This window comes from Microlunatus kandeliicorticis (assembly GCF_014137855.1).
Lineage (GTDB): Bacteria > Actinomycetota > Actinomycetes > Propionibacteriales > Propionibacteriaceae > Microlunatus > Microlunatus kandeliicorticis.
Genome location: NZ_JACGWT010000001.1, coordinates 561,032 through 582,822 on the forward strand (window position 1 = coordinate 561,032; position 21,791 = coordinate 582,822).

Annotated in this window: 20 protein-coding genes and 3 riboswitches; of the genes, 13 read left to right on the forward strand and 7 right to left on the reverse strand. The window is 68.9% G+C overall.

Translation table 11 applies throughout. The features are described from left to right. Window positions 1-2 precede the first annotated feature (2 nt). From FHX74_RS02515 to FHX74_RS02540, 6 genes are all read left to right on the forward strand, one after another. A complete protein-coding gene (locus FHX74_RS02515) occupies window positions 3-1,187 on the forward strand; it encodes a TDT family transporter (RefSeq protein ID WP_182558486.1) in 1,185 nt (394 codons plus the stop codon). 133 nt (window positions 1,188-1,320) lie between these two features. Beyond that, the gene (locus FHX74_RS02520; RefSeq protein WP_182558487.1) at window positions 1,321-2,328 is read left to right on the forward strand and encodes an SDR family oxidoreductase; all 1,008 of its coding nucleotides are present in this window, start codon (window positions 1,321-1,323) and stop codon (window positions 2,326-2,328) included. A 182-nt stretch (window positions 2,329-2,510) separates the two neighbouring features. Then, on the forward strand, window positions 2,511-2,705 hold the full coding sequence (locus tag FHX74_RS02525; protein WP_182558488.1) for a hypothetical protein: 195 nt from the start codon (window positions 2,511-2,513) through the stop codon (window positions 2,703-2,705). A gap of 38 nt (window positions 2,706-2,743) precedes the next feature. Continuing rightward, window positions 2,744-4,465 carry a glycoside hydrolase family 15 protein gene (locus FHX74_RS02530; protein ID WP_220483387.1) on the forward strand — a complete coding sequence of 574 codons (1,722 nt, stop codon included), beginning with the start codon at window positions 2,744-2,746 and terminating at the stop codon, window positions 4,463-4,465. 27 nt (window positions 4,466-4,492) lie between these two features. Then, window positions 4,493-5,245 carry a potassium channel family protein gene (locus tag FHX74_RS02535; RefSeq protein ID WP_182558490.1) on the forward strand — a complete coding sequence of 251 codons (753 nt, stop codon included), beginning with the start codon at window positions 4,493-4,495 and terminating at the stop codon, window positions 5,243-5,245. 34 nt (window positions 5,246-5,279) lie between these two features. Then, a complete protein-coding gene (locus FHX74_RS02540; protein WP_328823579.1) occupies window positions 5,280-6,179 on the forward strand; it encodes a PrsW family intramembrane metalloprotease in 900 nt (299 codons plus the stop codon). Between the two features lie 9 nt (window positions 6,180-6,188). Here the strand turns inward: FHX74_RS02540 and FHX74_RS02545 are convergent, their stop codons facing one another. Both FHX74_RS02545 and FHX74_RS02550 read right to left on the reverse strand, forming a co-directional pair. Beyond that, the gene (locus tag FHX74_RS02545) at window positions 6,189-6,548 is read right to left on the reverse strand and encodes a hypothetical protein (RefSeq protein WP_182558492.1); all 360 of its coding nucleotides are present in this window, start codon (window positions 6,546-6,548) and stop codon (window positions 6,189-6,191) included. A 52-nt stretch (window positions 6,549-6,600) separates the two neighbouring features. Then, the gene (locus tag FHX74_RS02550) at window positions 6,601-7,149 is read right to left on the reverse strand and encodes a universal stress protein (RefSeq protein ID WP_182558493.1); all 549 of its coding nucleotides are present in this window, start codon (window positions 7,147-7,149) and stop codon (window positions 6,601-6,603) included. Between the two features lie 32 nt (window positions 7,150-7,181). Next, window positions 7,182-7,273, reverse strand: a riboswitch (Fluoride riboswitch). A 70-nt stretch (window positions 7,274-7,343) separates the two neighbouring features. Beyond that, window positions 7,344-7,405: riboswitch (Fluoride riboswitch) on the forward strand. Between the two features lie 11 nt (window positions 7,406-7,416). Between FHX74_RS02550 and FHX74_RS02555 the strand changes: the two genes are divergently transcribed. Together FHX74_RS02555 and FHX74_RS02560 are read left to right on the forward strand one after the other, a co-directional pair. Further along, window positions 7,417-9,084, forward strand: coding sequence for a MutS-related protein (locus tag FHX74_RS02555; protein WP_182558494.1), 1,668 nt, complete (start codon window positions 7,417-7,419; stop codon window positions 9,082-9,084). Beyond that, the gene (locus FHX74_RS02560; RefSeq protein ID WP_182558495.1) at window positions 9,081-10,592 is read left to right on the forward strand and encodes a MutS-related protein; all 1,512 of its coding nucleotides are present in this window, start codon (window positions 9,081-9,083) and stop codon (window positions 10,590-10,592) included. The genes FHX74_RS02555 and FHX74_RS02560 overlap by 4 nt, the downstream gene beginning before the upstream one ends. Before the next feature lie 54 nt (window positions 10,593-10,646). Here the strand turns inward: FHX74_RS02560 and FHX74_RS02565 are convergent, their stop codons facing one another. Both FHX74_RS02565 and FHX74_RS02570 read right to left on the reverse strand, forming a co-directional pair. Then, window positions 10,647-12,389: a dynamin family protein gene (locus FHX74_RS02565; RefSeq protein WP_182558496.1), complete on the reverse strand. Its 1,743-nt coding sequence runs from the start codon at window positions 12,387-12,389 to the stop codon at window positions 10,647-10,649. Then, complete coding sequence (locus tag FHX74_RS02570; RefSeq protein WP_182558497.1) at window positions 12,386-13,690, reverse strand: MFS transporter; 1,305 nt, start codon at window positions 13,688-13,690, stop codon at window positions 12,386-12,388. The genes FHX74_RS02565 and FHX74_RS02570 overlap by 4 nt, the downstream gene beginning before the upstream one ends. Window positions 13,691-13,802: 112 nt before the next feature. Further along, window positions 13,803-13,882, forward strand: a riboswitch (Fluoride riboswitch). A gap of 72 nt (window positions 13,883-13,954) precedes the next feature. Between FHX74_RS02570 and FHX74_RS02575 the strand changes: the two genes are divergently transcribed. Genes FHX74_RS02575 through FHX74_RS02585 form a run of 3 tightly spaced genes read left to right on the forward strand, consistent with a single transcriptional unit; the run spans window position 13,955 to window position 15,374 of the window. Further along, on the forward strand, window positions 13,955-14,539 hold the full coding sequence (locus tag FHX74_RS02575) for a histidine phosphatase family protein (RefSeq protein ID WP_182558498.1): 585 nt from the start codon (window positions 13,955-13,957) through the stop codon (window positions 14,537-14,539). Next, on the forward strand, window positions 14,536-14,835 hold the full coding sequence (locus FHX74_RS02580; protein WP_182558499.1) for a DUF211 domain-containing protein: 300 nt from the start codon (window positions 14,536-14,538) through the stop codon (window positions 14,833-14,835). The genes FHX74_RS02575 and FHX74_RS02580 overlap by 4 nt, the downstream gene beginning before the upstream one ends. Beyond that, window positions 14,832-15,374, forward strand: coding sequence for a hypothetical protein (locus tag FHX74_RS02585; protein ID WP_220483389.1), 543 nt, complete (start codon window positions 14,832-14,834; stop codon window positions 15,372-15,374). The genes FHX74_RS02580 and FHX74_RS02585 overlap by 4 nt, the downstream gene beginning before the upstream one ends. On the opposite strand, the gene FHX74_RS21285 is transcribed toward FHX74_RS02585, so the two are convergent. Then, complete coding sequence (locus FHX74_RS21285) at window positions 15,361-15,756, reverse strand: transposase (RefSeq protein WP_407941456.1); 396 nt, start codon at window positions 15,754-15,756, stop codon at window positions 15,361-15,363. The genes FHX74_RS02585 and FHX74_RS21285 overlap by 14 nt on opposite strands. Here FHX74_RS21285 and FHX74_RS19775 point away from each other — a divergent pair. Both FHX74_RS19775 and FHX74_RS19780 read left to right on the forward strand, forming a co-directional pair. Continuing rightward, window positions 15,667-16,239, forward strand: a complete 573-nt coding sequence (locus FHX74_RS19775) for a type IV toxin-antitoxin system AbiEi family antitoxin (RefSeq protein ID WP_235970083.1) — start codon at window positions 15,667-15,669, stop codon at window positions 16,237-16,239. The genes FHX74_RS21285 and FHX74_RS19775 overlap by 90 nt on opposite strands. Continuing rightward, window positions 16,236-16,499, forward strand: coding sequence for a hypothetical protein (locus tag FHX74_RS19780; protein WP_220483391.1), 264 nt, complete (start codon window positions 16,236-16,238; stop codon window positions 16,497-16,499). The genes FHX74_RS19775 and FHX74_RS19780 overlap by 4 nt, the downstream gene beginning before the upstream one ends. Before the next feature lie 612 nt (window positions 16,500-17,111). On the opposite strand, the gene FHX74_RS02600 is transcribed toward FHX74_RS19780, so the two are convergent. Together FHX74_RS02600 and FHX74_RS02605 are read right to left on the reverse strand one after the other, a co-directional pair. Beyond that, window positions 17,112-19,817: a DEAD/DEAH box helicase gene (locus FHX74_RS02600; RefSeq protein WP_182558501.1), complete on the reverse strand. Its 2,706-nt coding sequence runs from the start codon at window positions 19,815-19,817 to the stop codon at window positions 17,112-17,114. After that, window positions 19,802-21,739, reverse strand: a complete 1,938-nt coding sequence (locus tag FHX74_RS02605) for a phospholipase D-like domain-containing protein (protein ID WP_182558502.1) — start codon at window positions 21,737-21,739, stop codon at window positions 19,802-19,804. The genes FHX74_RS02600 and FHX74_RS02605 overlap by 16 nt, the downstream gene beginning before the upstream one ends. Window positions 21,740-21,791: the final 52 nt, after the last annotated feature.

The following is a 21,791-nucleotide window of genomic DNA, read 5'->3' on the forward strand; positions in this document are numbered from 1 at the left end:
CCATGGCGATCACCACCGCTCGCGAGGCGAGCTACGACACCACATCCGGTGCCCCGGAACCGGCCCGGCACGCGGCACCGAACCGTCGGTTCCGACGCGGTTCCTTCCTCCGCGACCTCGAGGGCCAGCCGACCTTCGGTCACATCGGACCGAACTGGTTCGCCTCGGTGATGGGCACCGGCATCGTGGCGAACGCTGCTGCGACGCTGCCGGTTCAGGTTCCGGGACTGCTGGTCTTCGCCCGGGCGATCTGGGTACTGGACGTACTGCTGCTGGCCGTCGTGTTGACCGCGACCGCAGTGCACTGGCTCCGGCACGGCGAGCGGGCCCGGGCACACCTGGACCACCCGGTGATGAGCCACTTCTACGGGGCGCCGGCGATGGGACTGATGACCGTCGGCGCCGGAGCGCTGCTGGTCGGGCAGCCGGTCATCGGCACCCATCCGGCAGTGGTCATGGACGCGGTGCTCTGGACCGCGGGCACCGCGCTCGGTCTGTGGACGGCAGTCGCCGTTCCTTTCAGGGCTTTCACCGGTCACGAGGTCAAGGCCGACTCCGCCTTCGGTGGCTGGTTGATGCCGGTGGTGCCGCCCATGGTCAGCGCCGCCACCGGGCCGCTGTTGATCGCGCACCTGCCCGCCGGGCAAGCCAGGACCACGCTGCTGCTCGGTTGTTACGTGATGTTCGGGCTGACCCTGATGGTCAGCGTGGTGATGATCACGATGATCTGGAGCCGCCTGGTGCACCACAAGGTCGGCGCGGCGGCCGCCGTCCCCACCCTCTGGATCGTGCTCGGGCCGCTCGGCCAGTCGATCACCGCGGCGCACAACCTCGGCGAGAAGGCGCCTGCCCTGCTGCCGGCGCCCTACGGCACCGCCTTTCACGCCCTCGGTCTGGTCTATGGGGTCCCGATGTGGGGCTTCGCACTGCTCTGGGGTGCGCTGGCCCTGGCGATCACGATTCGGACTGCGCGCCAGCACCTGCCGTTCAGCCTGACCTGGTGGTCTTTCACCTTCCCGGTCGGCACCGTGGTCACCGGCACCTCCGGGCTGGCTGCGGCCACCGGGCTGGACCTGTTCACCGGGGCGGCGGTGCTGTTCTACCTCGGTCTGCTGACCGCCTGGGCCACGGTCTTCGTCCGGACCGCGCGGGGTGCCTGGGCCGGACGGCTGCTGAAGGCGGTCTGAGTCAGTCCCCGGCCGCGGTGCCTGGCTCCGCGCTGAGGCCGGCGACCGGTGGCACCGGGGCCTGTGGGAGGTTGGAGCGCGTCCTACGTTCCGACCATGAACGTCCGACATCCAACCGAGGCGAGGAAGTGCGATGACGCAGGTCGTGGTAGTCACTGGGGCATCCGGGGGCATCGGCCGGGCGGTGACCCGGAAGTTCGCCGAGCGGGGCGCAAAATTGGCGCTGATCGCCCGTGGTGAGAAGGGGCTCGAGGCGGCGGCGGCCGAAGTTCAGGAGGCGGGCGGGACCGCACTCGTCCTGCCGCTGGACGTGGCCGACCACGAGGCGGTCGAGGCCGCGGTGGCGCGGGTGGAGGACGAGCTCGGCCCGATCGACGTCTGGGTCAACGTGGCCTTCACCGCCGTGTTCAGCCGGTTCTGGCACGTCAGCCCAGAGGAGTACAAGCGGGCCACCGAGGTCAGTTACCTCGGCTACGTGTACTCGACCATGGCCGTGCTCAAGCCGATGATGGAGCGTGACCGCGGCACGATCGTGCATGTCGGGTCGGCGCTGGCCTACCGCGGGATCCCCCTGCAGACGGCCTACTGCGGCTCCAAGCACGCCATCCAGGGCTTCCACGAGGCCTTGCGTTGCGAGCTGATCCACGAGAAGAGCAACGTGCACGTGACGATGGTGCAGATGCCGGCGGTGAACACCCCGCAGTTCTCCTGGGTGCTGTCCCGACTGCCCGATCACGCCCAGCCGGTGCCGCCGATCTACCAGCCCGAGGTGGCCGCCAAGGCGGTGCTGTTCGCCGCCGACCACCCGAAGCGACGCGAGTACTGGGTGGGCGCCAGCACGGTGGGCACCCTGATCGGGGACAAGTTCATCCCCGGGCTGCTCGACCAGTACCTGGGCTGGAAGGGTTTCTCCTCCCAGCAGACCGGTCGACGCAAGGATCCCGACCAGCCGCACAACCTGTGGGACCCGGCGGACGGGCCGGACGGGAGGGACTTCGGCGCGCACGGCGCCTTCGACGACCGGGCCACCGCGAACGCACCGCAGCTGTGGTTCTCCCACCATCACAAGACCCTGATCGGTGCCGGTGCCGCCATGGTGGCTGGAGCCCTCGTGGTGGTCGGCCGCAGGATGGCTCGGTGAACGCCAGGTCGGCCCGACGGTCATCGGGCACCCTGAGGTCTTCCGGAGCGGCCGGTCTGCTGTGGGGTGCGACTCTCCTCTGGCGCGGACGGACCCTCTTCGCCGCGCTCGAGCATCGGGAGCCGACTCGTGGTGAGCAGGATGCGATCACCGTTCTGGGCGCCCGACACCTGGCTCAGGGCGTGGTGCAGGTTCTGGTGCCCGGGCACTTCGGCCCGCTCTACGCCGGCGTCGACGGCATCCACGCAGCCAGCATGGTCGTCCTCGCGGTCCGGGATCCGCAGCGTCGCCGCGCCGTCCTGCTCAGCGCGGCGGTCGCCGCGGTCTCGGGGCTCTCGGCTGCCCGTGCCACTGCGGTCCGACGACGCAACCGGTGAGCACCGTGAGCACGAGGCGACCGCATGATGTGGCGGTCGTGTATCCGCCGCACACGCTGCGCGACTACGCGCTGATCGCTGACGGGTGCCGCGGTGCCCTGGTCGGACCCCGGGGCGACATCAGCTGGCTCTGCGCGCCGCGATGGGATTCGCCCGCCGTGATCAGCCATCTGGTCGGCGGTGACGGCATCTACGCCGTCACCCCCACCGACACCTTTGTCTGGGGTGGTTGCTACGAGCCGAACTCGATGATCTGGCGCAGCCACTGGGTCGCCGGCGACACCATGGTCGAGTCCCGCGATGCGCTGGCCTTCCCAGGAGAAGAGCACCGCCTCGTCCTGCTGCGAAGGATCTCGGCCGACGACCGTCCGGTGCGGGTCGGGGTGCTGCTCCGGTTGAGCGGCGACTTCGGCACCACCCCGATGACCAGGCCCCGGCTGGACGACGACGGCCGTTGGCACAGCCGGGTGGGCGAGCTCTACCTGCGCTGGTCGGGTGCACCGGAGGCCAGCTGGACCGACCACGCGCTGCGCACCGAGATCACCGTCGAGCCGGGTCGAAGCGCCGATCTGGTGCTCGAGATCAGCGACCGGCCGCTGCTGGACCCGCCTCAGCCCGACCGGGCCTGGTCCGCCACCGAGAACGCCTGGCGCGAAGCCGTCCCCGATCTCGCTCACGCCGCCGCGCCCCGGGACGCCGGACATGCCTACGCGGTCCTCCGCTCGCTGACCTCACCCGGCGGCGGGATGGTGGCCGCGGCCACCCTCGGGCTCCCGGAGCGGGCCGAGGCAGGGAAGAACTACGACTACCGCTACGCCTGGATCAGGGACCAGGTGTACGCGGGGATGGCCTGTGCGGTGGACCAGCCCTTCCCGCTGCTGGGAGATGCGCTCGACTTCACCTGCGCCCGGTTGCTCGAACACGGTGACGCGATCGCCCCGGGCTACCGGATCGACGGCAGCGACATCCCGGGCGAGACCACCCTCGACCTGCCCGGCTACCCGGGCGGCGCGGTCAAGGTCGGCAACTGGGTCCGGCAGCAGTTCCAGCTCGACGCGCTCGGCGAGATGCTCGAACTGCTCGCTGCGGGCGCGCGCTTGGACCACCTGGACAGCCACCACGTCGAGGCGATCGACGTGGCGATCGGCGTGATCGAGCGCAAGTGGACCGACGCCGAAGCCGGCATCTGGGAACTCGACGACGCCTGGTGGACCCAGTCGCGGTTGGCCGCTGTCGCCGGTCTCCGCGCGGTGGCCCAGCAATTGCCGTCGGGGCAGGGCGCGAAGGCCACCGGACTGGCTGACGCGATCCTGGCCGAGACCTCGCGCCGCTGTCTGGCCCCCGACGGGTCGTGGCAACGCAGCCCCGAGCATCCGGGGGTGGACGCCTCGCTCTTGCTGCCCGCTGTTCGTGGCGGCCTGCCGGCCCACGACCCCCGAACTCTCGCCACGCTGGCTCGGGTGGAGAGCGACCTGGTCCAGGACCACCACGTCTACCGCTACCGGCCGGACGAGCGCGCGCTCGGTGAAGCTGAAGGGTCGTTCACCCTGTGCGGATTCATCCTCAGCCTGGCCCTGCTGCAGCAGGGAGACGTCACCGAGGCCTACCGCTACTTCGACATCCAGCGATCGGTCTGCGGGCCGCCGGGGCTGCTGAGCGAGGAGTTCGACGTCGCCCAGCGGCAGCTGCGCGGAAACGCGCCGCAGGCGTTCGTCCACGCGATGCTGCTGGAGACCGCCCAGCGGTTGGCCCTGGCCTGAGGGGGGTCACACGGCGATGGTGAGGTCGTGACCGTGTCCCCGGACGCCTGGCAGCGACGGGTCGAATGGCCGCTCGCAGTCGCGGCACTGGTGTTCTTGGCTGCCTACTCATGGCTGGTGCTCGACCCGGGCCTGCCCACCACGGTCCGGCGGACGTTGGTGCTGCTCGACTACGCCACCTGGGCATTGTTCGCGATCGATTACGCCATGCGAGTGCTGTTGGCCGGCGGCGGGCTCCGCGGTCGGCTGAGCTATCTCCGCCACCACCTACTGGATCTGCTGATCGTGCTGCTGCCCGTGCTCCGACCGCTGCGGTTGCTGCGGTTGATCGCTCTGCTGCGCTTCATCGACCGGCGAGCCTCAAAATCGCTGCAGGGGCGGGTCGCGGTCTACGTGGCGCTGTCGACGGTGCTGGTTCTCTATGCCGGAGCATTGGCCGAGCTGGCCGCCGAGCGTGGCGCGCCCGGTGCCAACATCGAGACGTTCGGCACGAGTCTGTGGTGGGCGGTGACCACCATCACCACCGTCGGCTACGGCGACGTCTACCCGGTCACCACCGAGGGCCGGTGGGTGGCGGCAGCCTTGATGGTGGCCGGGGTCGCGCTGCTCGGGGTGGTGACCGCATCGTTGGCCTCGTGGTTCGTCGCCCGGGTCCGCCGGGACGAGCCGCCGGCCGAGCCGACGGTGCACCCCGAGGTGATCGCGCTGCGGGCGGAGGTGCGCGAGCTGACCGCCGAACTGCGTGTCCACCGCGCCGGTCGAGAGCCCCCGGGATCATGAAGATGAACGACGTGGAGAGGACGAAGAGATGAAGGTGGTCGAGCCACCCCCCGACCCGAGCGGGCGCGACGCACGCGAACGACGGCAGAGCTGGCCGCGTCGGCTGTCCTGGATCGCCGTGCTGGTGGCAGGGGTCGTGGCCTACCTGCTCGTGTTGCGCACTATGATCAGAACCGAGAACCCCAACTTTCTGCCCTCGCTGATCCTGCTCGGGTCGATCGTGGTGCCCGCCACCGTGCTGGTGTTCGCTGCTTCGGGCGGGCGGAAGGTCCTGGCCTCTCCAGGTCTGATCACCCTGGTCGCGGTGATCGGCGGGGTGATCGGCACGGTTGCAGCCGGGACGTTGGAATACGACACCCTGGTCCGGCTCCGGACCATGTCGATGATCTTCGTCGGGCTGATCGAGGAATCGGTCAAGCTGATCATGCCCGTGCTGGTCTTGATCATCGTCCGGCTGCGGAAGTCCTCGGCGGTCGGCGCCGAGGCCGGGGTGATCATCGGCGTGGCCAGCGGGATGGGGTTCGCCACCCTGGAGACGATGGGCTACGGCTTCACCGCCCTGCTCCGCAGCGGGAGTGTGGGCGCGGTCGAGCAGACCTTGTTGCTCCGGGCGATCCTGTCACCAGCCGGGCACGTGGCCTGGACCGGTATGGCCGCGGCTGCGATCTGGGCCATTCCCGGCTCCCGACGGAAGGGACTCGCGGTGCTCCGGGCGGTTGGGGTATTCGTCCTGGTCGTCTTGCTACACGCCGCTTGGGACGGCTTCGACAGCGACACCGTCCGACTGATCGTCGGACTGTTCAGCTTCGTCGCGCTGCTGGCGGTGATCCATCGGGCACACGCCGGTCGCCGGCGGCGGCCGCATCCGCCGACCACGTCCGAGCCGCGGAGTGGTCCGTGGACGCAGCAGGAGAGCGCCCCGCCCACGGGGTGAAGCGAGGGGTCAGACGAGCTGGTTGCCTGGCGCCTCGCCCTCGTCGTCGACCTCTCTGCGTGTCTCCTCCGACGGTTGCAGATGGTGGCCGCCAACACGTTGCCCGGCACGCTCGGCGTGCGGGTTGCTGAAGTAGTCGTTCGGCACCGACCCGTTACCCACCACGTAAAGGTGGTCGGCAGCGATCTCGCTGGCCACCGATCGCAGCCAGGGAGACGGCGGTGGCGTCAGCCCTCTCTCGGTGAGCCCGTGCCGCAGCACCGCCTCGATCTCGTCCTCGGACAGGCCACGGCACTCTTCGAGCAGTTCGATGATGACCTGTTGCTGCTGGGCCTGGACGTCGGTCGGCCCGTCAGCCTGTTCAGTCACTGTCAGCTCCTTCGATGGTCGTGGTTGCAGCGTGCCTGAGTGTCCCTCCGGCTCACCCGTGCGTTTCCCAGGGCAGTGGGCCTCCGTCGACCACGGGCGAGTCCGGCACCACCAGCACCGGCCGGGTTTGGCGGTGTACCAGCTGGACAGCGATGGATCCACCGAAGAACTCACTCATCGCAGCCCGGAGTCCACCGTGGCGGGCACCCACGACCAGGTAGTCGGCATCGACGTCGTGGGCCAGTCGGTTGAGAGCGCTCGCCGGATCCCCGGCCAGCAGTTGCACACGGAGATCGCCGGAGAACTGGTGCAGGACGGTACGAACCCGGTGCCGGAGATCGGCCGCAAGCCGAGAAGACCGCTCCTCGTCCTCGACCAGGTCCGGGTCGAGAGGCTCGACTCTCGGCGTTCCGTCGGGGTCGAGGTCGGCGACGTACTCCGAGACGTCGGCACAGCCGCAGACCAGACCGGCACCGAGGTCGGTGGCCAGCCGAGCGGCGGCGTGCAACACCGCTTCCGACGGATCGGGGGTGACACCGACGAGGACGGTGCGGCGTCGCTGCTCGGATGCGCCGGACGATTCAGCTCCGGTGATGGACATCGGCGCGACTCCTCCCGGGCCAAGGCCCTGCGAAAGGGGTAGGGATCATCAGCGTCGCGCGGTTCGAACTCTGGCCGACCAACGTCGACCATTGGTTCCGGCGGATTCCATCGCCAATTGAAAAGTAGCACGGCGATCCGAAGAACGGACTGTGGACCCGCCCTGGCCGACTTCACCGGTCGTCCGCTACGGTTCGGATATCAGGCGATGGGGCTCGCCTTCGACCGCCGATCCGGCTGATAGCTCCTGCACTCGACAACCCCTCGAATGAAGGGCTGTGCAGGAGGCTGTGTGTCCGGACAAGCAGTGGCGACAATCAGTGTGGCGTTCGACGGATCGGCTGGCGGAGCCGACAGCGACGCCGATCCCGACTATTTCCAGGATCTCCGGCTGGACCAGGTCCAGGCGTCACTTCGACGGCGCGGCAGGATCGACGTCAGTCCGCTGTTCCGGCGACGGCTCGACGATGTCGGCACGATCCGTCGACGGCTCGGTGTGTTCGCCGATCTGCAGCGAGACAGCGAACTGCGCGCCGGTCTGCTGCGTTTCGTGGAGACGATGGAGCGGGTGCGCGGCTGCCGGAAGAACGCCACCGACCTGCACCACGACCACCAACGGCGCGGCTGGCTGCTCGAGGGTGCCCGCAGCTACCTCCGTGCGGTCCGCGATCTCGTCGGGTTGTTGAACGCCGCCGCCGAGCTCGGCAGCGGGCTCGCAGCGATTGCCGATCACCTCAGCTCCCTGCAGCAGGGGGAGGCGTTCCGGTCGTTCGCGACCGAGACTGCTGAGGTGGACAGGGGTCTGGCCACGATCCGGTATGTGGTGCGGATCAAGGGCCTGCGGGTCACGGTGTCGCTGGAGACCGACCAGCCGAGCGACGACGGGTACGACTACAGTGCCCAGGTCGCCGACACCTTCGCCCGGCTGCAGCAGATGGCGGCGAAGAGCCATGTGAGCAAGCTGACCGATACCACCTCGATGAGTTATGTCGAGTCAGACATCCTCGATCGGGTCGCTCGTCTCGACCCCGCACCGTTCGACGCACTGCGGCGCTTCTGCGACGATCACACCGACTTCCTCGATCCGGTGCTGGTGCGCTTCGACGAGGAGGTCCAGTTCTTCCTGCGCTATCTCGATGTCGTCACCAGGCTGTCGGCACGCGGAGTCAGCTTCTGTCACCCGGAACTGATCGAGCCCGGTGACCCCGACCGGGACGAGCAGGTCGAGGACGTGGTCGATCTCGCCCTCGCCCTCGCCCTCGCCCCGGGCACCGACGGTAGACCGGTGGGCAACGACTTCGCCCGTTCCGGTGCCGAGCGGGTGCTGGTGGTCAGCGGGCCGAATCAGGGTGGCAAGTCGACTTTCTGCCGGAGCGTTGGGCAGCTCTACCACCTCGCCGCGATCGGCTGTCCGGTCCCGGCCCGCTCGGCGCGAGTGAGGTTGGCCTCCTCGATCGACACCCACTTCGAACGGCAGGAGGAATCGGCCGACGTCGGCGGGAAGCTCGAGAACGACCTCCGTCGCATCCACGCGGTGCTCAGCCGTGCCGACGCCGGCTCGGTCATCCTGATCAACGAGATGTTCTCGTCGACCACGCTCGCCGACGCGGAGTTCCTGGGCACCAAGATCATCGAGCAGATCGCCGCGAAGGAAGCCTTCGGGGTCTACGTCACCTTCGTAGAAGCGCTGGCCACACTCGGGCAGGAGACAGTCAGCATGGTCAGCGCGACCGACCCGGAGGACCCCACGCGACGGACGTTCCAGGTGCTCCGCAGCGCTCCGACCGGTCACCACTATGCGAAGGCACTGGCCGAGAGGTACGGCTTGGTGCGGGGGGCGGTGACCGACGCGATCGAGGCCCGCCCAGCGGCGGTCGAACTGGACCGTGACCGACCGGCTCGGCAAGGTCGACACGACCAGGAGGCGAACTCGTGAAGGTCCGACTGATGCTCCCCGACGACGATCTGGACCTGGATGCGCCGCTGCCGTCCTGGACCGACGACCTGGTCGTCGACCTGCAGGCCGAACCCCTGTTCGAGGCGATGGCCGGTGGCGATGACCTGCTGTACGCGGTCGCCCGGCAGGTGCTGCTACGGCCGCTCGACGACGTTGCGCTGATCGAGTACCGGCAGCAGATCCTGCGCGACTGCAGCCGCGTACCCGAGGTCGTCCGCGCTCTCTACGAGCTGGCCGGCGACGCGTTGGACGTCCGTCGCCGGGTGTTCGGCGGCTTCATGCGCGACAACCCCAGGGTCGTGTTGCACCACGCCATCGACGTCCTCGCCGACCTGTTGCCCTACCTGCGTCGGCTCCGCAGGATCGCCGACGAGGCTATGGACCGGCTCGGGGACAGCGGACTCCGAACCTTGTTCGCGGCGATCGTCACCGATCTCGACGAGAACTACTGCCAGCAGGTCGAGGCCGAGATCGCACGGTTGCAGCTTCCCGGTGGTGTGGTGATCGGCAAGCGGCTCGGCCTCGGCAACGCAGGTGTCGGCGATGTCCTCCACCGTCCCGAGCGTCAGCATCTCGCCGATCGGCTCGGCTTCGGCGACACCCGATCGTTCTCCTTTCAGGTAGCTGCCCGTGACCAGGCCGGCGTCGACGCGTTGTCGGATCTGGAGAGCCGAGGCGTGAACAGGGTCGCCGACGCCGCCGGGCAGGCTGCCGACCACCTCGTCGGGCTGTTCCGCAAGCTGCGCGTCGAGCTCGGCTTCTATCTGGGCTGCGCCCAGCTGCAGACCGCCCTCGAGACCGCCGGGGTTGCGGTGACCCGCCCGGAGCCGTTGCGGACTGACGGGTCCCGGCTGACCGCCCACGGTCTCTACGACCCCTGCCTGGTCCTGGGCGGAGCCGGCGGTGCGGCGGCGAGGCCGGTGGGTAACGACCTGAACGCTGACGACCGGACGACCGTGGTGATCACCGGCGCGAACTCGGGTGGAAAGTCCACCTTCCTCCGCGCGGTCGGGCTTGGGGTGCTGATGTCCCAGTGCGGTCTGTTCGTCTGCGCCGAGGACTGGACCTGGACCCTACGTTCCGGTCTGTTCACCCATTTCCTCCGGGAGGAGGACGCGACGTTGACGAGCGGGCGATTCGACGACGAGCTGCGACGGATGAAGGACATCGTGGATGCGGTGACCCCGGGCGGACTCGTGCTGATGAACGAGTCGTTCGCCTCCACCAACGAATCCGAAGCTGCCGAGATCGGGGCCGAGGTCGTGCAGGGGCTGACGCGAGCGGGCGTCGGGGTGGTGGTGGTCACCCATCTGTACGCTCTCGCCGACAGGTTGCAGCACAGCCGGGACGAGCCTCTGTTCCTCCGCGCCGAGCGGCGCGGAGACGGCGTCCGGACCTACCGTCTGGTCGAGGCCGAGCCGCTGCCGACCAGCTTCGGGGCCGATCTCTACGCCCGGCTGTCACCGTGGCCCGAGCCCCAGCGATGATCTGGTCGCTGTCCGGCACATCTCGTCCCGAACGCATATCCGGGCGCCCGACGCTCAGGAGGCGGCACGGGCGAGAGTGGCGATCAGCGTGGACAGGCGCTCGCGTCGTTCGATCAGTGCGGCCCGTCGGACATCCGTTCCCCCCTGGCGGGCCGCCGAACCGGCCCGGTCGGTGGCCAGGATCGCGGCCAGTCGGTCCAGCCGGTCCAGGTGTTGCTCGCGCAATTGGCCGGCGAGCTTGCGGGTGGCCTGCTCGAGCCGATACTGCAGGTCGGAGCGGGAACGCCCGACCTGGCGGTCGATCAGATCGGGCAGGCCGTCGAGCAACCGCTGCCGGGCTCGACGGGCCGCACCGGGAGTCCTGTGCCGGACCAGGTCGGCGCCGGGTGCCCGCCAGCCCGCGTCCGGCTCCCAGGCGTAACGGAAGTCCGGCGACTCAGGCAGCTCGAAGCGGTCTCCGGCAGCATCCAGCCGGACCCCGACCAGAGTCGAGGCGTCGCTGCGCAGCTGCTGCAGCTGCTCTCCCACCCGGGTGCCGACAAGGTCGCGCAGGGCGCCGAGGCCGCTCTCGATCCGGAACACCTGGTCTTCCCGCCACGCGGTCAGACCGGGGCGGACCGCGCTCTCGACTGCCGCTCGTCCGAGCGACTCGATCTGCTCGGACGTCCCCCTGCTGACAGCGGACGCGTCTGCTGCCGCCTGCCGACCGCACCGGACCAACCGGAGCGTGAGCTCGGTCGCTGCGGCGTCCAGGCGCCGCCTGAGCCGGATTGCGACGCGTTCGCACTCCTCGGTCAGGCCGTCGGTCTCGGCGCTCAGCAACACGATCCGCTTACGGAGCTCGGCCGCCCGGGCCCGGTCCGCCATGCTGTCCGCGGCCAGCACCGCGAGTTCGACGGAGACCTCCTCGGACAGTTCGACGGCCAACCGGTGAAGGTGCCGGGCCATGGCCCGCTCGGCGTCGACGTGACCGCGGTCGCGCAGGTACTCGACGAAAGCGGCCGCGAAGGCGCAGAAGCCTTCGTCGCCCGCCGACCGGGATCCGGTCGGTCGGGCCGAGCCCGACCACAGCGAGGCCGGGTCCAGCCCGGCCCGGCGGCACACGTCGGCGGTGAAGGAGACCACCTCGGCCCGCTCGGCGGGCTCCAGTCGGTCGAGTTTGTTGACGAAGACGAAGGTGCGTACGGCCCGGTCCGCGACCCCGACCAGCAGATCGCGGTCGGCCGCGGTGACCGGCGGGTCGGCGCCGAGCACCACGATCACCGCGTCCAGGGTCACCAGAGCGGTGCGGGCCGCCGCCGTGTTGTGCTGCCAGATCGAGCCGAGCCCTGGTGTGTCGACCAGCTCGACCCCGGCCAGACCGGGCGGTGCAGCGGCCAGCTCGAGACGGACCTCTCGCACTCCGCGCGCGTTGCCGGGGTTGAGCCGCTCGGTGACCAGCCCGGGCAGCGCTTCGACCGGCAGCCGCTCCTGGCGTCCATCCGTGTGGTCGACGAGCAGCCAGCTCGGCGGACCGGTGGGCTCCGGACCCTCGACGTCTTGGGCGGGGCACACGACCGTGGTCGGCACCGCAGTCAGCGGGATCGCGCCGGTGGGCAGCAGGTCGACCCCGATCAGCCGGTTCACCAGGGTGCTCTTGCCGCGTTTGGCCTCGCCGGCCACCAATACCCTCAGCCGGGGCTGCTCGACCCGGGCGGCCAGTGCCTGCAGGCGCGGACGAACGGACTCCGGCGCCAGCCGGTCGAGCTCGGCCACGGTCACGGCCAGGCCCGGCGGCGCATCCGGGTCGTCGCTCACTGCGCCGGGTCCGGGTCGGCGGCGCCATCCGAGCCGGGGGATTCGGACCGGAAGCGGGTCCTGACCACCAGACAGCCGATCACCGCGAGCAGCATCCACCCGGTGGCGTAACCGAAGCCGACGGCCGCCGAGACGCCGGCCCAGAGCGCCCCGACCACCGCGGTCGAGCCGAGGTCGGCGAGCGCCTGCACGAGCCCGAGCAGGCCGAATCCGTGCGCCCGCAACTCCTCGGGCAGCCCGCGGGCCAGCAGGACCGATTCGGCAGGCTCGGCGAAGCCGATACCCGCTCCCGCCATCAGGAAGCCGCCGAGGAGTACCGGCCAGCCGTGCGGGCCGACGGCGAAGACGCCGTAACCCACCAGGTAGAGCGCCGCCCCGATTCCCAACACCAGCCGCGGTCGGCCGGTGGAGTCGGCGACCCGGCCGGCCAGCAGCGCGGCCAGTGCGGCGGCGACGTTGTGGCCGGCGTAGAGCAGCACCGCGAGGCTGGTCGCCGCGGCCAGGGTCCGAGTCGGTGCCCCCGACCCGGCCACACGCAGCAGGTCGGTGGCCCGCAGGATCAGCATCGTGGTGGCCACGTTGCCCAGCTCGAACATCGCCACCGGGATCAGCAGGCGGACCACTCCGGCCCGGCGCAGCGCCGCCAGGTTGAGCCCGAGGCCCCGGCGCGCCGCCGGGGAACCGAGGTTGCGGCGCGCCTCCCGGGCAGCGATCAGGATCGCAAGCGCCGCCAGCAGTCCGGGCACGATGGCCAGCAGGATGGTGTGACGGACGCCGAGGACACCGACCAGGCCGGCGGCCAGGAGCGGCCCGACCACGGCACCGGCGTTGTCGCCGAACCGCTCGACCCCGAACGCCCGGCCATAGCGGTCGGACCGCGCGAGCGAGGTGAGCACGAGGTCGCGCGCCGGCGAGCGGATCCCGCGCGAGACCCAGGCGACGGCCCGGAGCACCGCGACCTGCCAGACGGCGGTGGTCAGACCGATCGCCGCGGTGGCCACCGCCGTCCCCAGATAGCCCGAGGAGGCCAGCCGGGCCCGTCGGCGCGGGTCGGCGGCGAGCGGACCACCGGCCAGTTTCGAGAGACCGGTGAGCGCATCCGAGATCGACTCGATCACCCCGAGCAGACCGGGGCCGGCGTGCAGGGTGGAACTGAGGAACGTGGGCAGCAAGGACGTGACCAGCTCGTGACTGCTGTCGCTGCAAAGAGACGCAGCACCGACACCGAGGACTCCGGGCGTGAGCCACTGCTCCGAGCGCTCGTGCTCGTCGGTGGAAGGTTCGGTCTGGTCGGGGCGCACGCCTACCTCACGATCGCAATCGATCCGGGTAGGGACTGTTGGCGACGGCTGTCACGGTTCGGGTCCGGCGAGCCCCACCGCCGTGTTGTCGAGCATAGCAAACCTCGGCTACACTCCGATTGGCGATGGAGTCCGCCCGAGACCCTTGTGTTCGGATCTCGAACCGCGTGCGCTGATGACCCCTGTCGATGATCTTCGCCAGGAGCAATCATGTCCGTGAGCAATGCCGCCCCACTCCGCCCGACGCACCCACGCTCCGGCCAGGTGTTGTTGGTGCGACACGGCCGGACCGCCCTCAATGCCGGCGACCGGTTGCGTGGTCGATTGGATCCTCCGCTCGATCGCGTCGGTCTGGCCGAAGTCCGCCGGACCGCTCAGGCCCTCGCCGGCCAGTCGCTGCTCGCGGTGTTCTGCAGTCCGCTGCGCCGGGCGGTCCAGACCGCGGAGGCCATCTGCCGGGTCGCCAACCTGGGTGAGCCGAGACTCCGGGAGGAGCTCCTCGATCGCGACTACGGCGACTGGGCTGGAGAACCGGAGTCGGAGGTCATCGAGCAGTGGGGGAGCATCGACGCTGCTCCGGGCATCGAGTCCCGGGCTTCCGTCGCCGACCGGGCCGGTCGACTGCTCGCCGGTCGTCGGCCGCTGCTGGAGCGGGGCAACATCGCCTTCGTCACCCACGACGCGGTGCTGCGTGAGTTGGTCGGCACGGTCGCAGCGAGAACGGACCTGCAAGATCACCACTTCCGCACCGCCGGCTGGAGCGTGATCGAACGGGTCGGACCGGACGAGTGGCGGCTGCTGGCGATGGACCGGACAGCGCGCGAACCGGAGGGCCAGGAGAGATCGTGAACGTGCGTCGGCTGCAGCTGGACGTGGACAAGGCCGTCCAGCGTCCCGACCTGCTCGAACTGGCCGCGGCGATGGAGTCCGTCGCCGGGGTGGAGGCGGTCAACATCACCGTCACCGACATCGACGTCGAGACCGTCGGGACCGAGGTGACGGTGGAGGGTGACGGGATCGACGTCCAGGCGCTGATCCGGGCGATCGAGCGGGTCGGCGCGGCCCTGCACTCGATCGACGAAGTGGTGGTCGGGGACCGGATTGTGGAACGCGTGGCCCGGGTCCGCGGATCCACTGGCGGGTGAGCGGCCTCCGCGGTTCGTGGCGCCAGCAGTACTTGCTGCCGCTGTCCCTCGGGCTGGCCGACGGGATCGTCAATGCGCTCACCCTTGCGTCGGCATCGGTGCTGCACGGCCGCGGCCTCGGGGTTTCGCTCGGCCTCAAAGTCGGGGCGGTCGCACTGGTCTCGGCGGTGTTCACGATCTTCGTGGCCGAGTACGCGCAGCTCCGCTCTGAGCTGACCCGCGCCGAGCACGAACTCAGTCTGACCCGCTCGGGCCGGCTGGCGGCCGGCTCACTGGGCCGACAGGTGCTGCGCGAGGCGCTCACGGCAGCGGGTGTCGGGTGTCTCGCCAGTTTCGTCGGCGCGGTCACGCCCCTCTTGGTCGGCGCCTTGTTGGCGCCGTACAGCTGGACGGCACTGCTCGTCTCGGTCCTCGGTCTCGGCGGGCTGGGCGCGGGGTTGGCCGTTTCGGTGCACGGTCGGGTCTGGCGCTGGGTCACGTCGATGACGCTGATGGGCGCGGTCGTGGCCTACATCGGTGTGCTGCTCAACATCGCCTGACGTGTCGCTGACCGAAGCCCGCCGCATGCCTCACACCGCTCGCTCGGCAAAGTGCGCATTGATCTACTCGCTGGTCACGCCTTTCGCTTAGAGGCTGAGGACGATCACGTCGACGCCGGTCGCCTTCGTTGCGCTTCTTCACGATCTGCGGCTTGAAGGTCCCGTCCCGGTCCTGGGGCACCTCGATCTCGACCTGACTGCGGGCCTCGGTCAAGACGGTCTTCGGCCGGGACCCATTGCGCACGTCATTTGAGTCCCAGCCGGCCGGGGCATCACGGCTCGGTTCGGCAGCTTGCTGATCGTCACGCATAGTGTGACGCCTGTCGACATGGAGATGGTCAGCGTCGCTGCCCCGCGGGCGGCGCATTGGGCGTTGTCGCATGGTCGGTCTTCGTTGACGGTGGAGGAGTTGGCCGCGCTGTTGGGGGTGCCGGTCGATCAGGTGCGGCGGCGGTTGCATGTGCCGGCTCGGCGGGGAGAGTGGGTGCAGCCGGTGCGGGGGTTGTGGGTGCCGGTGTCGCCGGAGTTTCGCACCTGGGGTGGTCCGCCAGGGATCGAGTTGATCGATCTGATGATGGGGTATCTGGGGATCGGCTACGACGTGGGCTGGTTGACCGCCGCCGGGTTGCACGGGGTCGGGCATCAGGCGGCGCAGGTGTTCCAGGTGGCGGTGGTTCGGCAGGTGCGCGGCCGGGTGGTGGGTCGGACGCCATTCGAGTTCGCGCAGCGGAAGGTGGCGGGGATCCCGACGGTGGCGCATCCGACGCGGGCGGGGTCGGCTCGGGTGTCGTCGGTTGCAGCGACGATGTTGGACCTGGCCACGGATGTGGCACGTCGGGAGGGATCGACAACGCGGCGACGGTGATCGGCGAGCTGGCCGAGCTGGAGGGCTTCGAGCTGGCCGATCTGGTGGCGTTGGTGCCGCGGTTCCCGGGGGCGGCGGGTCGCCGGGTCGGTTGGGTGCTGGACCGGTTCACGGATGTCGATGATCTTGACGAGCTGGCGGCGGAGGTGGTGTCGGCGACGCCGACGCCGTCGCGGCTGGACCCGGCTGGAGGAGCGTCGGGATGCATCGATCGGGACTGGATGGTGTTTCTGAACCGGGTCGTGGAGCCGGACCTGTGATCCCGGCGGAGGCGATCACCACCTGGGGCGTGGCGAGGCCGTCGCCGACCCGGGAGCCGAGCGAATCTGGACCGCAAGATCACCAACCCGACCTTCCGGCGCGATCTCGACCTGCTGGTCACCGCCTGGCCCGACGGCTACACGGTCGGGGCCGCCGGCGAGATCATCGGTCGCCGGCTACTCGACCAACTCGACGGCTGAGCCCTGGCCGATCGGCGATTCCCAATGTTTCCGTGTACTGCGCTTCGCTTGCCCGGGTGACTCTGACCGACACCGATGCGCGACGGCCAGTTTGTCCCCATTTCGTCCCGCACAGCCGCAATCTCAAGCGTTTTCCCTTGTCAGAAGAGGTTTGGTGGACGGTCTGTAAATCCGTCGGCTCAGCCTACGAAGGTTCGAATCCTTCACCTGCCACCATGTGTCGAGGGAGTTGAAAGAGGGAGGCATGGCCTCGGCTGCTGGCAGTCAGCTGTCCAGTGAGGCCGCCATATCCACAGGGCTGTCTCGGACCGGCGCCGCAGGTCCCATTGCCATGTTCTTGTTGCCGCTTGTCGGCTTCGAGCTCCGGAGACGACTCTGACCCTCTCTTGAGCGGCGCGATTTGCTGGCCGCTCACCGCGACTCCAGATTCATTCTCAGGGCAGATCGGATCGACGGAGCGAGCGGCACACGCCGCTCCTCAGCGTCGGTTGATGACTCATCTTGGGCCGTCGGTCGTCCCATGACAACGTCGAACCAGCCGGCGCGATCTTTCACGACCCGGAACATCTTTTCATCATGAGTGCCTCCCAAGTACGGCTCCCAGACGGCTATATCGGCCCTCTCCGCCTCGGCCAGGGCGCCGATGCGGTCGAGCCGTCCAGTGCGCTGCTCCAAGACGCTCGGATTCCAATCAAGATCGTGGTGGATGACATGGCGGCATTCCCTGTGTAAGTCGATGCCTTCCCCCATGACCGAACTCGCTACCAGGAGATCCGGAGCGAAGGGAGTGTTGAAGACAGCGATCAGTCGTTCACGGAGTGATCGCTCCGTTCCGCCATGAGCACGACGCACGGGTCGGAGGCTGGTACCACGGCCTTGGACCTCGTCGCTCTCATTCGAGCCAGCCTCAGTCTGCTCTCCGAGCAAGGCGTCGAAGATCCGGACTCGTTCGTCGGCGCTCATCTGCGCGACTCTCGCAGCAAAACGACGCCAGCGGATCCGGAGATCGATCTTGCCGGGGTTGTCGCCTGAGGCCCCGCGCCACAGCTCTTCGGCGGTCATCGAGGGGTGCAGGGGCGTGAACCTGACAAGAGATCCGGGTGTGCGGAGCTGACGGATTGCGGCTTCGGTCAGTGTCACGACCGACTCCTGGTCCACCCCTAGGTCGACTGAGAACAGCTCATGGAGCCTACGGCGAATGAAGTCATGGGATCCCGATCCCCGCCTGAGCAGTCGTTCGGCTAGACGCTCGAGCTCGTCGTCCGTGGCAGTCATGTCGACCGAGAGTGCCGTCGCTGCACGTCGGGTGATCATGGCATCGACGCGTTCGGAGAGGACCCTCTCGACGGCTTGGCCGGTGCGGATAAACCAACAGAAGATTAAGCATTTGTCGCCCCGCGACCACAGGTCCAGTGCCCGGTCGACAGTTGCCGCGATCTTCGGGTGCCGCCCGAGATCAAGGTCGCCTTCTTGCAGCAGGAGATTTATCTGATGGCGGTACCAACCGGCGCCGCTCGCATCTCGGGTCGGAGACTCCGGCGGGGCCCGCCTTTCCTCTGGATCATCGTTGTCGAGCTCGGCACCGACCCCACCCAAGCGGCCGAACGCCTCGAAGGACGAGGCGATCCCGTAGGCGAAGTAGGGGCGGGACCCTCCCTGCGATTCCTCCGTCGCCAGCGATTGCGCTCGGGCAGCCAAGAGGAAGGGGAGGGCGATGTCGTCTTCGATCTGGATTCCACCGGTTTGCTGAGACGCCCCGGGCGAGACCGCTGCTCCGTCGATATAGCTGCGTCGCAGCGCGCGCTGGTGCCGGATCACCCAGGGCGCCAAGACGTCGTGCATCTGCTGGCGGGTGCGAACGGCCTCCTGCGCCGCACGCCAAGCGCTCGTCGCGGCGGCCGATACTTCCGCCGGGACGGGCGCGTCGGGAGTCCAGGTGTCGAAGTCATTCGCTTCGTGTGGTTGGAGCGCCGACCAGCGCCCGTCAAGGTGCACGGCAGCGCCCTGGGCGAGACGGAGCACTTCGGCCAGGGTAGCCAATCGGTCGTGGAGCGGCGGCTGAGCGGGGAGTGGACCCCGCACTGCGCTGAGCCGACTCAGTACGCGTATCAACTCGTGATGACCGAGTTCGAACGGTGTGGCGGTCAGCATGAGCATCCGGTCGAAGTGCCCGGTTAGCGCACCTGCGCTTGCGGCGGCTTTGCGTGGGGCGAAAAGCTGGGAGATCAGTGTCTGGTCGTTCTTGAGTCGGTGTGCCTCGTCCACGATCAGCAGTGGCATCTGCAGGCGCGTTGACGCCAGGGCGATCTTCCACGTTGATTGCGTTGCCGCAGAGATCTGCGCCCGTGCCGCTTTCAGTCGCAGGTCGATGTTCTTGGAGCTGTACTTGGGCAACGCATCGACGCAAGACCTGACGGCAGCGAGATCGAGACCGCCTAACGCCTGGATCACGGCCTCGGGGACGGGGTCGTCGGGCAACTCCTCGCCGGCAATCTCCGCCCAGTCCGACCTCCACCCCTGCGGTGGTCGTTGTAGGAGGCGACGCACTCGGTCAGGGGTGAGCCGTCGATCTTGGATCAAGCCACGCTGACGATCACACCAACGGGCGATCCGGCTTCTCGCGTCATCGGCTCCGGGGCGACCACGGACCGCGGCCTGGAGGACGGCCAATTGGACGAAGGTGTCCTTGAGCCGGGAGGTCAAAGCCGTGTGTGTCGCCACGACGAGGTGGGCCCGCCGGTCGGGCGGATCGTCCAGCGCAGCTAGGAGCGCCTCGCCGCTGCGCAAGGCGCCTGGGGAGCAGCGCACCTCCGGGCCCCCGGGAAGCAGGAGCGAGGCGCTCAGGGCGGACCATTCCCGCACCCATTTGTCAGCCACCGCGGCGGGGGCTAGGACGAGTACCTGTCCCAATGGCTTGGTGGCCAGGATCTGGGAGACGGCCACCGCGAGCGCAACGTAGGTCTTTCCCATACCGACCTGGTCGGCCAGAATCACCCCTTCCTGGCGGCGGAACCGATTCAGGATGTCGCTGGCGGTTCGTCGCTGCCGAGTCCAGTCCTCTTGAAAGGCGGGCACAGGTGAATCGATGCGGAGTCGTGCCGTCAGTTCGACAGACATCGCTGGGCCTCCTTCGCAGCGCGCTTCGTGTAGAGCGTCATGAGGCTGCCGCTCGACCCGACTGCCTGTTGAACTTCCTCGAGGTGGGCCAGTGTCCTTTCGACCGCCAGCATCCCGAGCTGGACGTCGATGTCGGCGCACACCCGCCCCCAGTCGACCCGACCAACGGTGAGGGCCACCTCGGCTACCGTGAACGCCCCCTCAGCCTTGGACAGTGTTGCGTTGCGGACCTCTTCCAGTGCCTTGTCAGCGAGGTGCCGAGGACCGAGGGGACTAGCCAAGCGCGCCTGCAGAGCGTCCAGGTGCAGCGCGGGTCTGCTCAAGCGCTCGTGCAACTGAGCCAGCGCCTTCGAGAGGGCGCGACCCCGCCGAAGCAGGTTCTCCTGGTCGTCGAACCGGCGCAGAGGGTCGAGGGCCACGGAGTTTTCGGCGTGGGTGTCGAGCTGTGCCGCCAGCGCCTCGCGCATCGCCGCTGACAGCGAATGACCCCGAGCAAGAGCCTCGAGCAGTTGGCGAAGAGACAAAGCCGCGATTGCGGGCCCATTTGGCAGGGCTGCTGGATCGTCCACCAAGACCGTCCAGGGTGCCGCGTTCCCGTCCCAGCGCACCACCACGTAGGCCGGCAGGCTCGCCTCGTCGAGCTTGAACTCGGCTCGCCTCGGGCGACCCTCAGCGGCCCAGTCCGCGCCCGACCATAGAGGTTCTTCGCTGGCTGTGCTCACCGTCCAGTCGGACGGCAACTGTTCCGGATCGAACTGCATGATCAAGGTCCAGCAGGAGGCGTCCCGTTGCAGTCGGCAGAGCGTGAAGCCCAGGGGCAGGGCAGGCAGATCCTCGTCACTCTCGTCGACATCGAGGCCGTCGACGCTGAGCGTCTCGTCCGCCAGTTCCTCGGCTGGCGCGACGAGTGCCATCAACCAGACCCCCTCGGCACTTCCGGCCGGCGCTCCGAGCCACACATTGAGCTCGCGGTGGGAGTTCCCACCGTTCAGCCCAAGGCCTGCGCGTGTGTGGTTGGAGCTGCCGACTAGCGCCGCGACGAAGCGGTCGCTCTCGATGACCAGACACTTCGCGTGGAGCGCGCGCAGTTCGCGATCCTCGCGCGCCAGTTCGTACACATGGTCGACTCGGGCTCGGACGGCCGTCGGAACGGGCACCATCCCCTCCGGGGTCCGCACAGTGACCACTTGGTGGGAGCGGGCTCCGTGCCCGGTGAGCAGTCGGCGAACGCGGTTGACCACTGCGAGATCGTGGCTGTCCCAAAATGGTGAGAGGTGGGTCGCACGGAGCGGTCGCGGGCCATCCCACACTTCCTTGAGACTGTCGAGTGGACTTCTCCCAAGCCCGGACGGAGCCAGACAGACCCCCAGGGCAGCGCGGCGTCCCGGGCGGGCTGGCCTCTGGCTGATGGCCCGGTCCCGGAAGAGATCCAGTGCCGAGCGGGCTCGAGCGATTCCCGGCGTGACCAGGTCGGCCCCCGGCACGAGGTTGAGGTAGTCCTTCAGCTCGTCGGCCAGCGCGACCAACAGGTCAGATGGAAAAAGGCACCGAGGGCCGAGGTCAGCGGCGAGGCTCAACTCGATCTGTCGGCGATAGCCGGCAGGAGTCAGATTGGCTGACCCGAGCAGCAGCCGGGTGGCGTCCGCCCACAACAGCACGGCAACCTTGGCGTGCAGTAGTCCTCCGGGGACGTGTCCGTGAAGCAGATCCCACCGCAGCGAGGTGCGGTCAGCACGGGTGGCGCGATCGGCAAGGACCGTCACGGGGACTTCGGCCAGCTTCTCCTCGAGTTCGATCCGCGCGACAAGATCGTGGACTGTGCCGTTCCCCTCCTCGACACTAGAGACCGCCGTGAACCTGGCCAGGCAGTCACGCTCGAAAAAGTCGGGATCCAGGGTGAAGGTCGTGGCGAAGACAGCCACGGGTGCGCCGGCGCCTGGAGGAGGGTCCCAAAGGTCGAGCAACGGGGTCGGT

What these genes read in the sequence shown, in the direction of transcription:
- FHX74_RS02515 (WP_182558486.1), top strand. Translation starts at nt 3, where the DNA reads ATGGCGATCACCACCGCTCGCGAGGCGAGCTACGACACCACATCCGGT.
- FHX74_RS02520 (WP_182558487.1), top strand. Translation starts at nt 1,321, where the DNA reads ATGACGCAGGTCGTGGTAGTCACTGGGGCATCCGGGGGCATCGGCCGG.
- FHX74_RS02550 (WP_182558493.1), bottom strand. Translation starts at nt 7,149, where the DNA reads ATGTCCATCACCGGAGCTGAATCGTCCGGCGCATCCGAGCAGCGACGC.
- FHX74_RS02555 (WP_182558494.1), top strand. Translation starts at nt 7,417, where the DNA reads ATGAAGGGCTGTGCAGGAGGCTGTGTGTCCGGACAAGCAGTGGCGACA.
- FHX74_RS21285 (WP_407941456.1), bottom strand. Translation starts at nt 15,756, where the DNA reads ATGCGACAACGCCCAATGCGCCGCCCGCGGGGCAGCGACGCTGACCAT.
- FHX74_RS02600 (WP_182558501.1), bottom strand. Translation starts at nt 19,817, where the DNA reads ATGTCTGTCGAACTGACGGCACGACTCCGCATCGATTCACCTGTGCCC.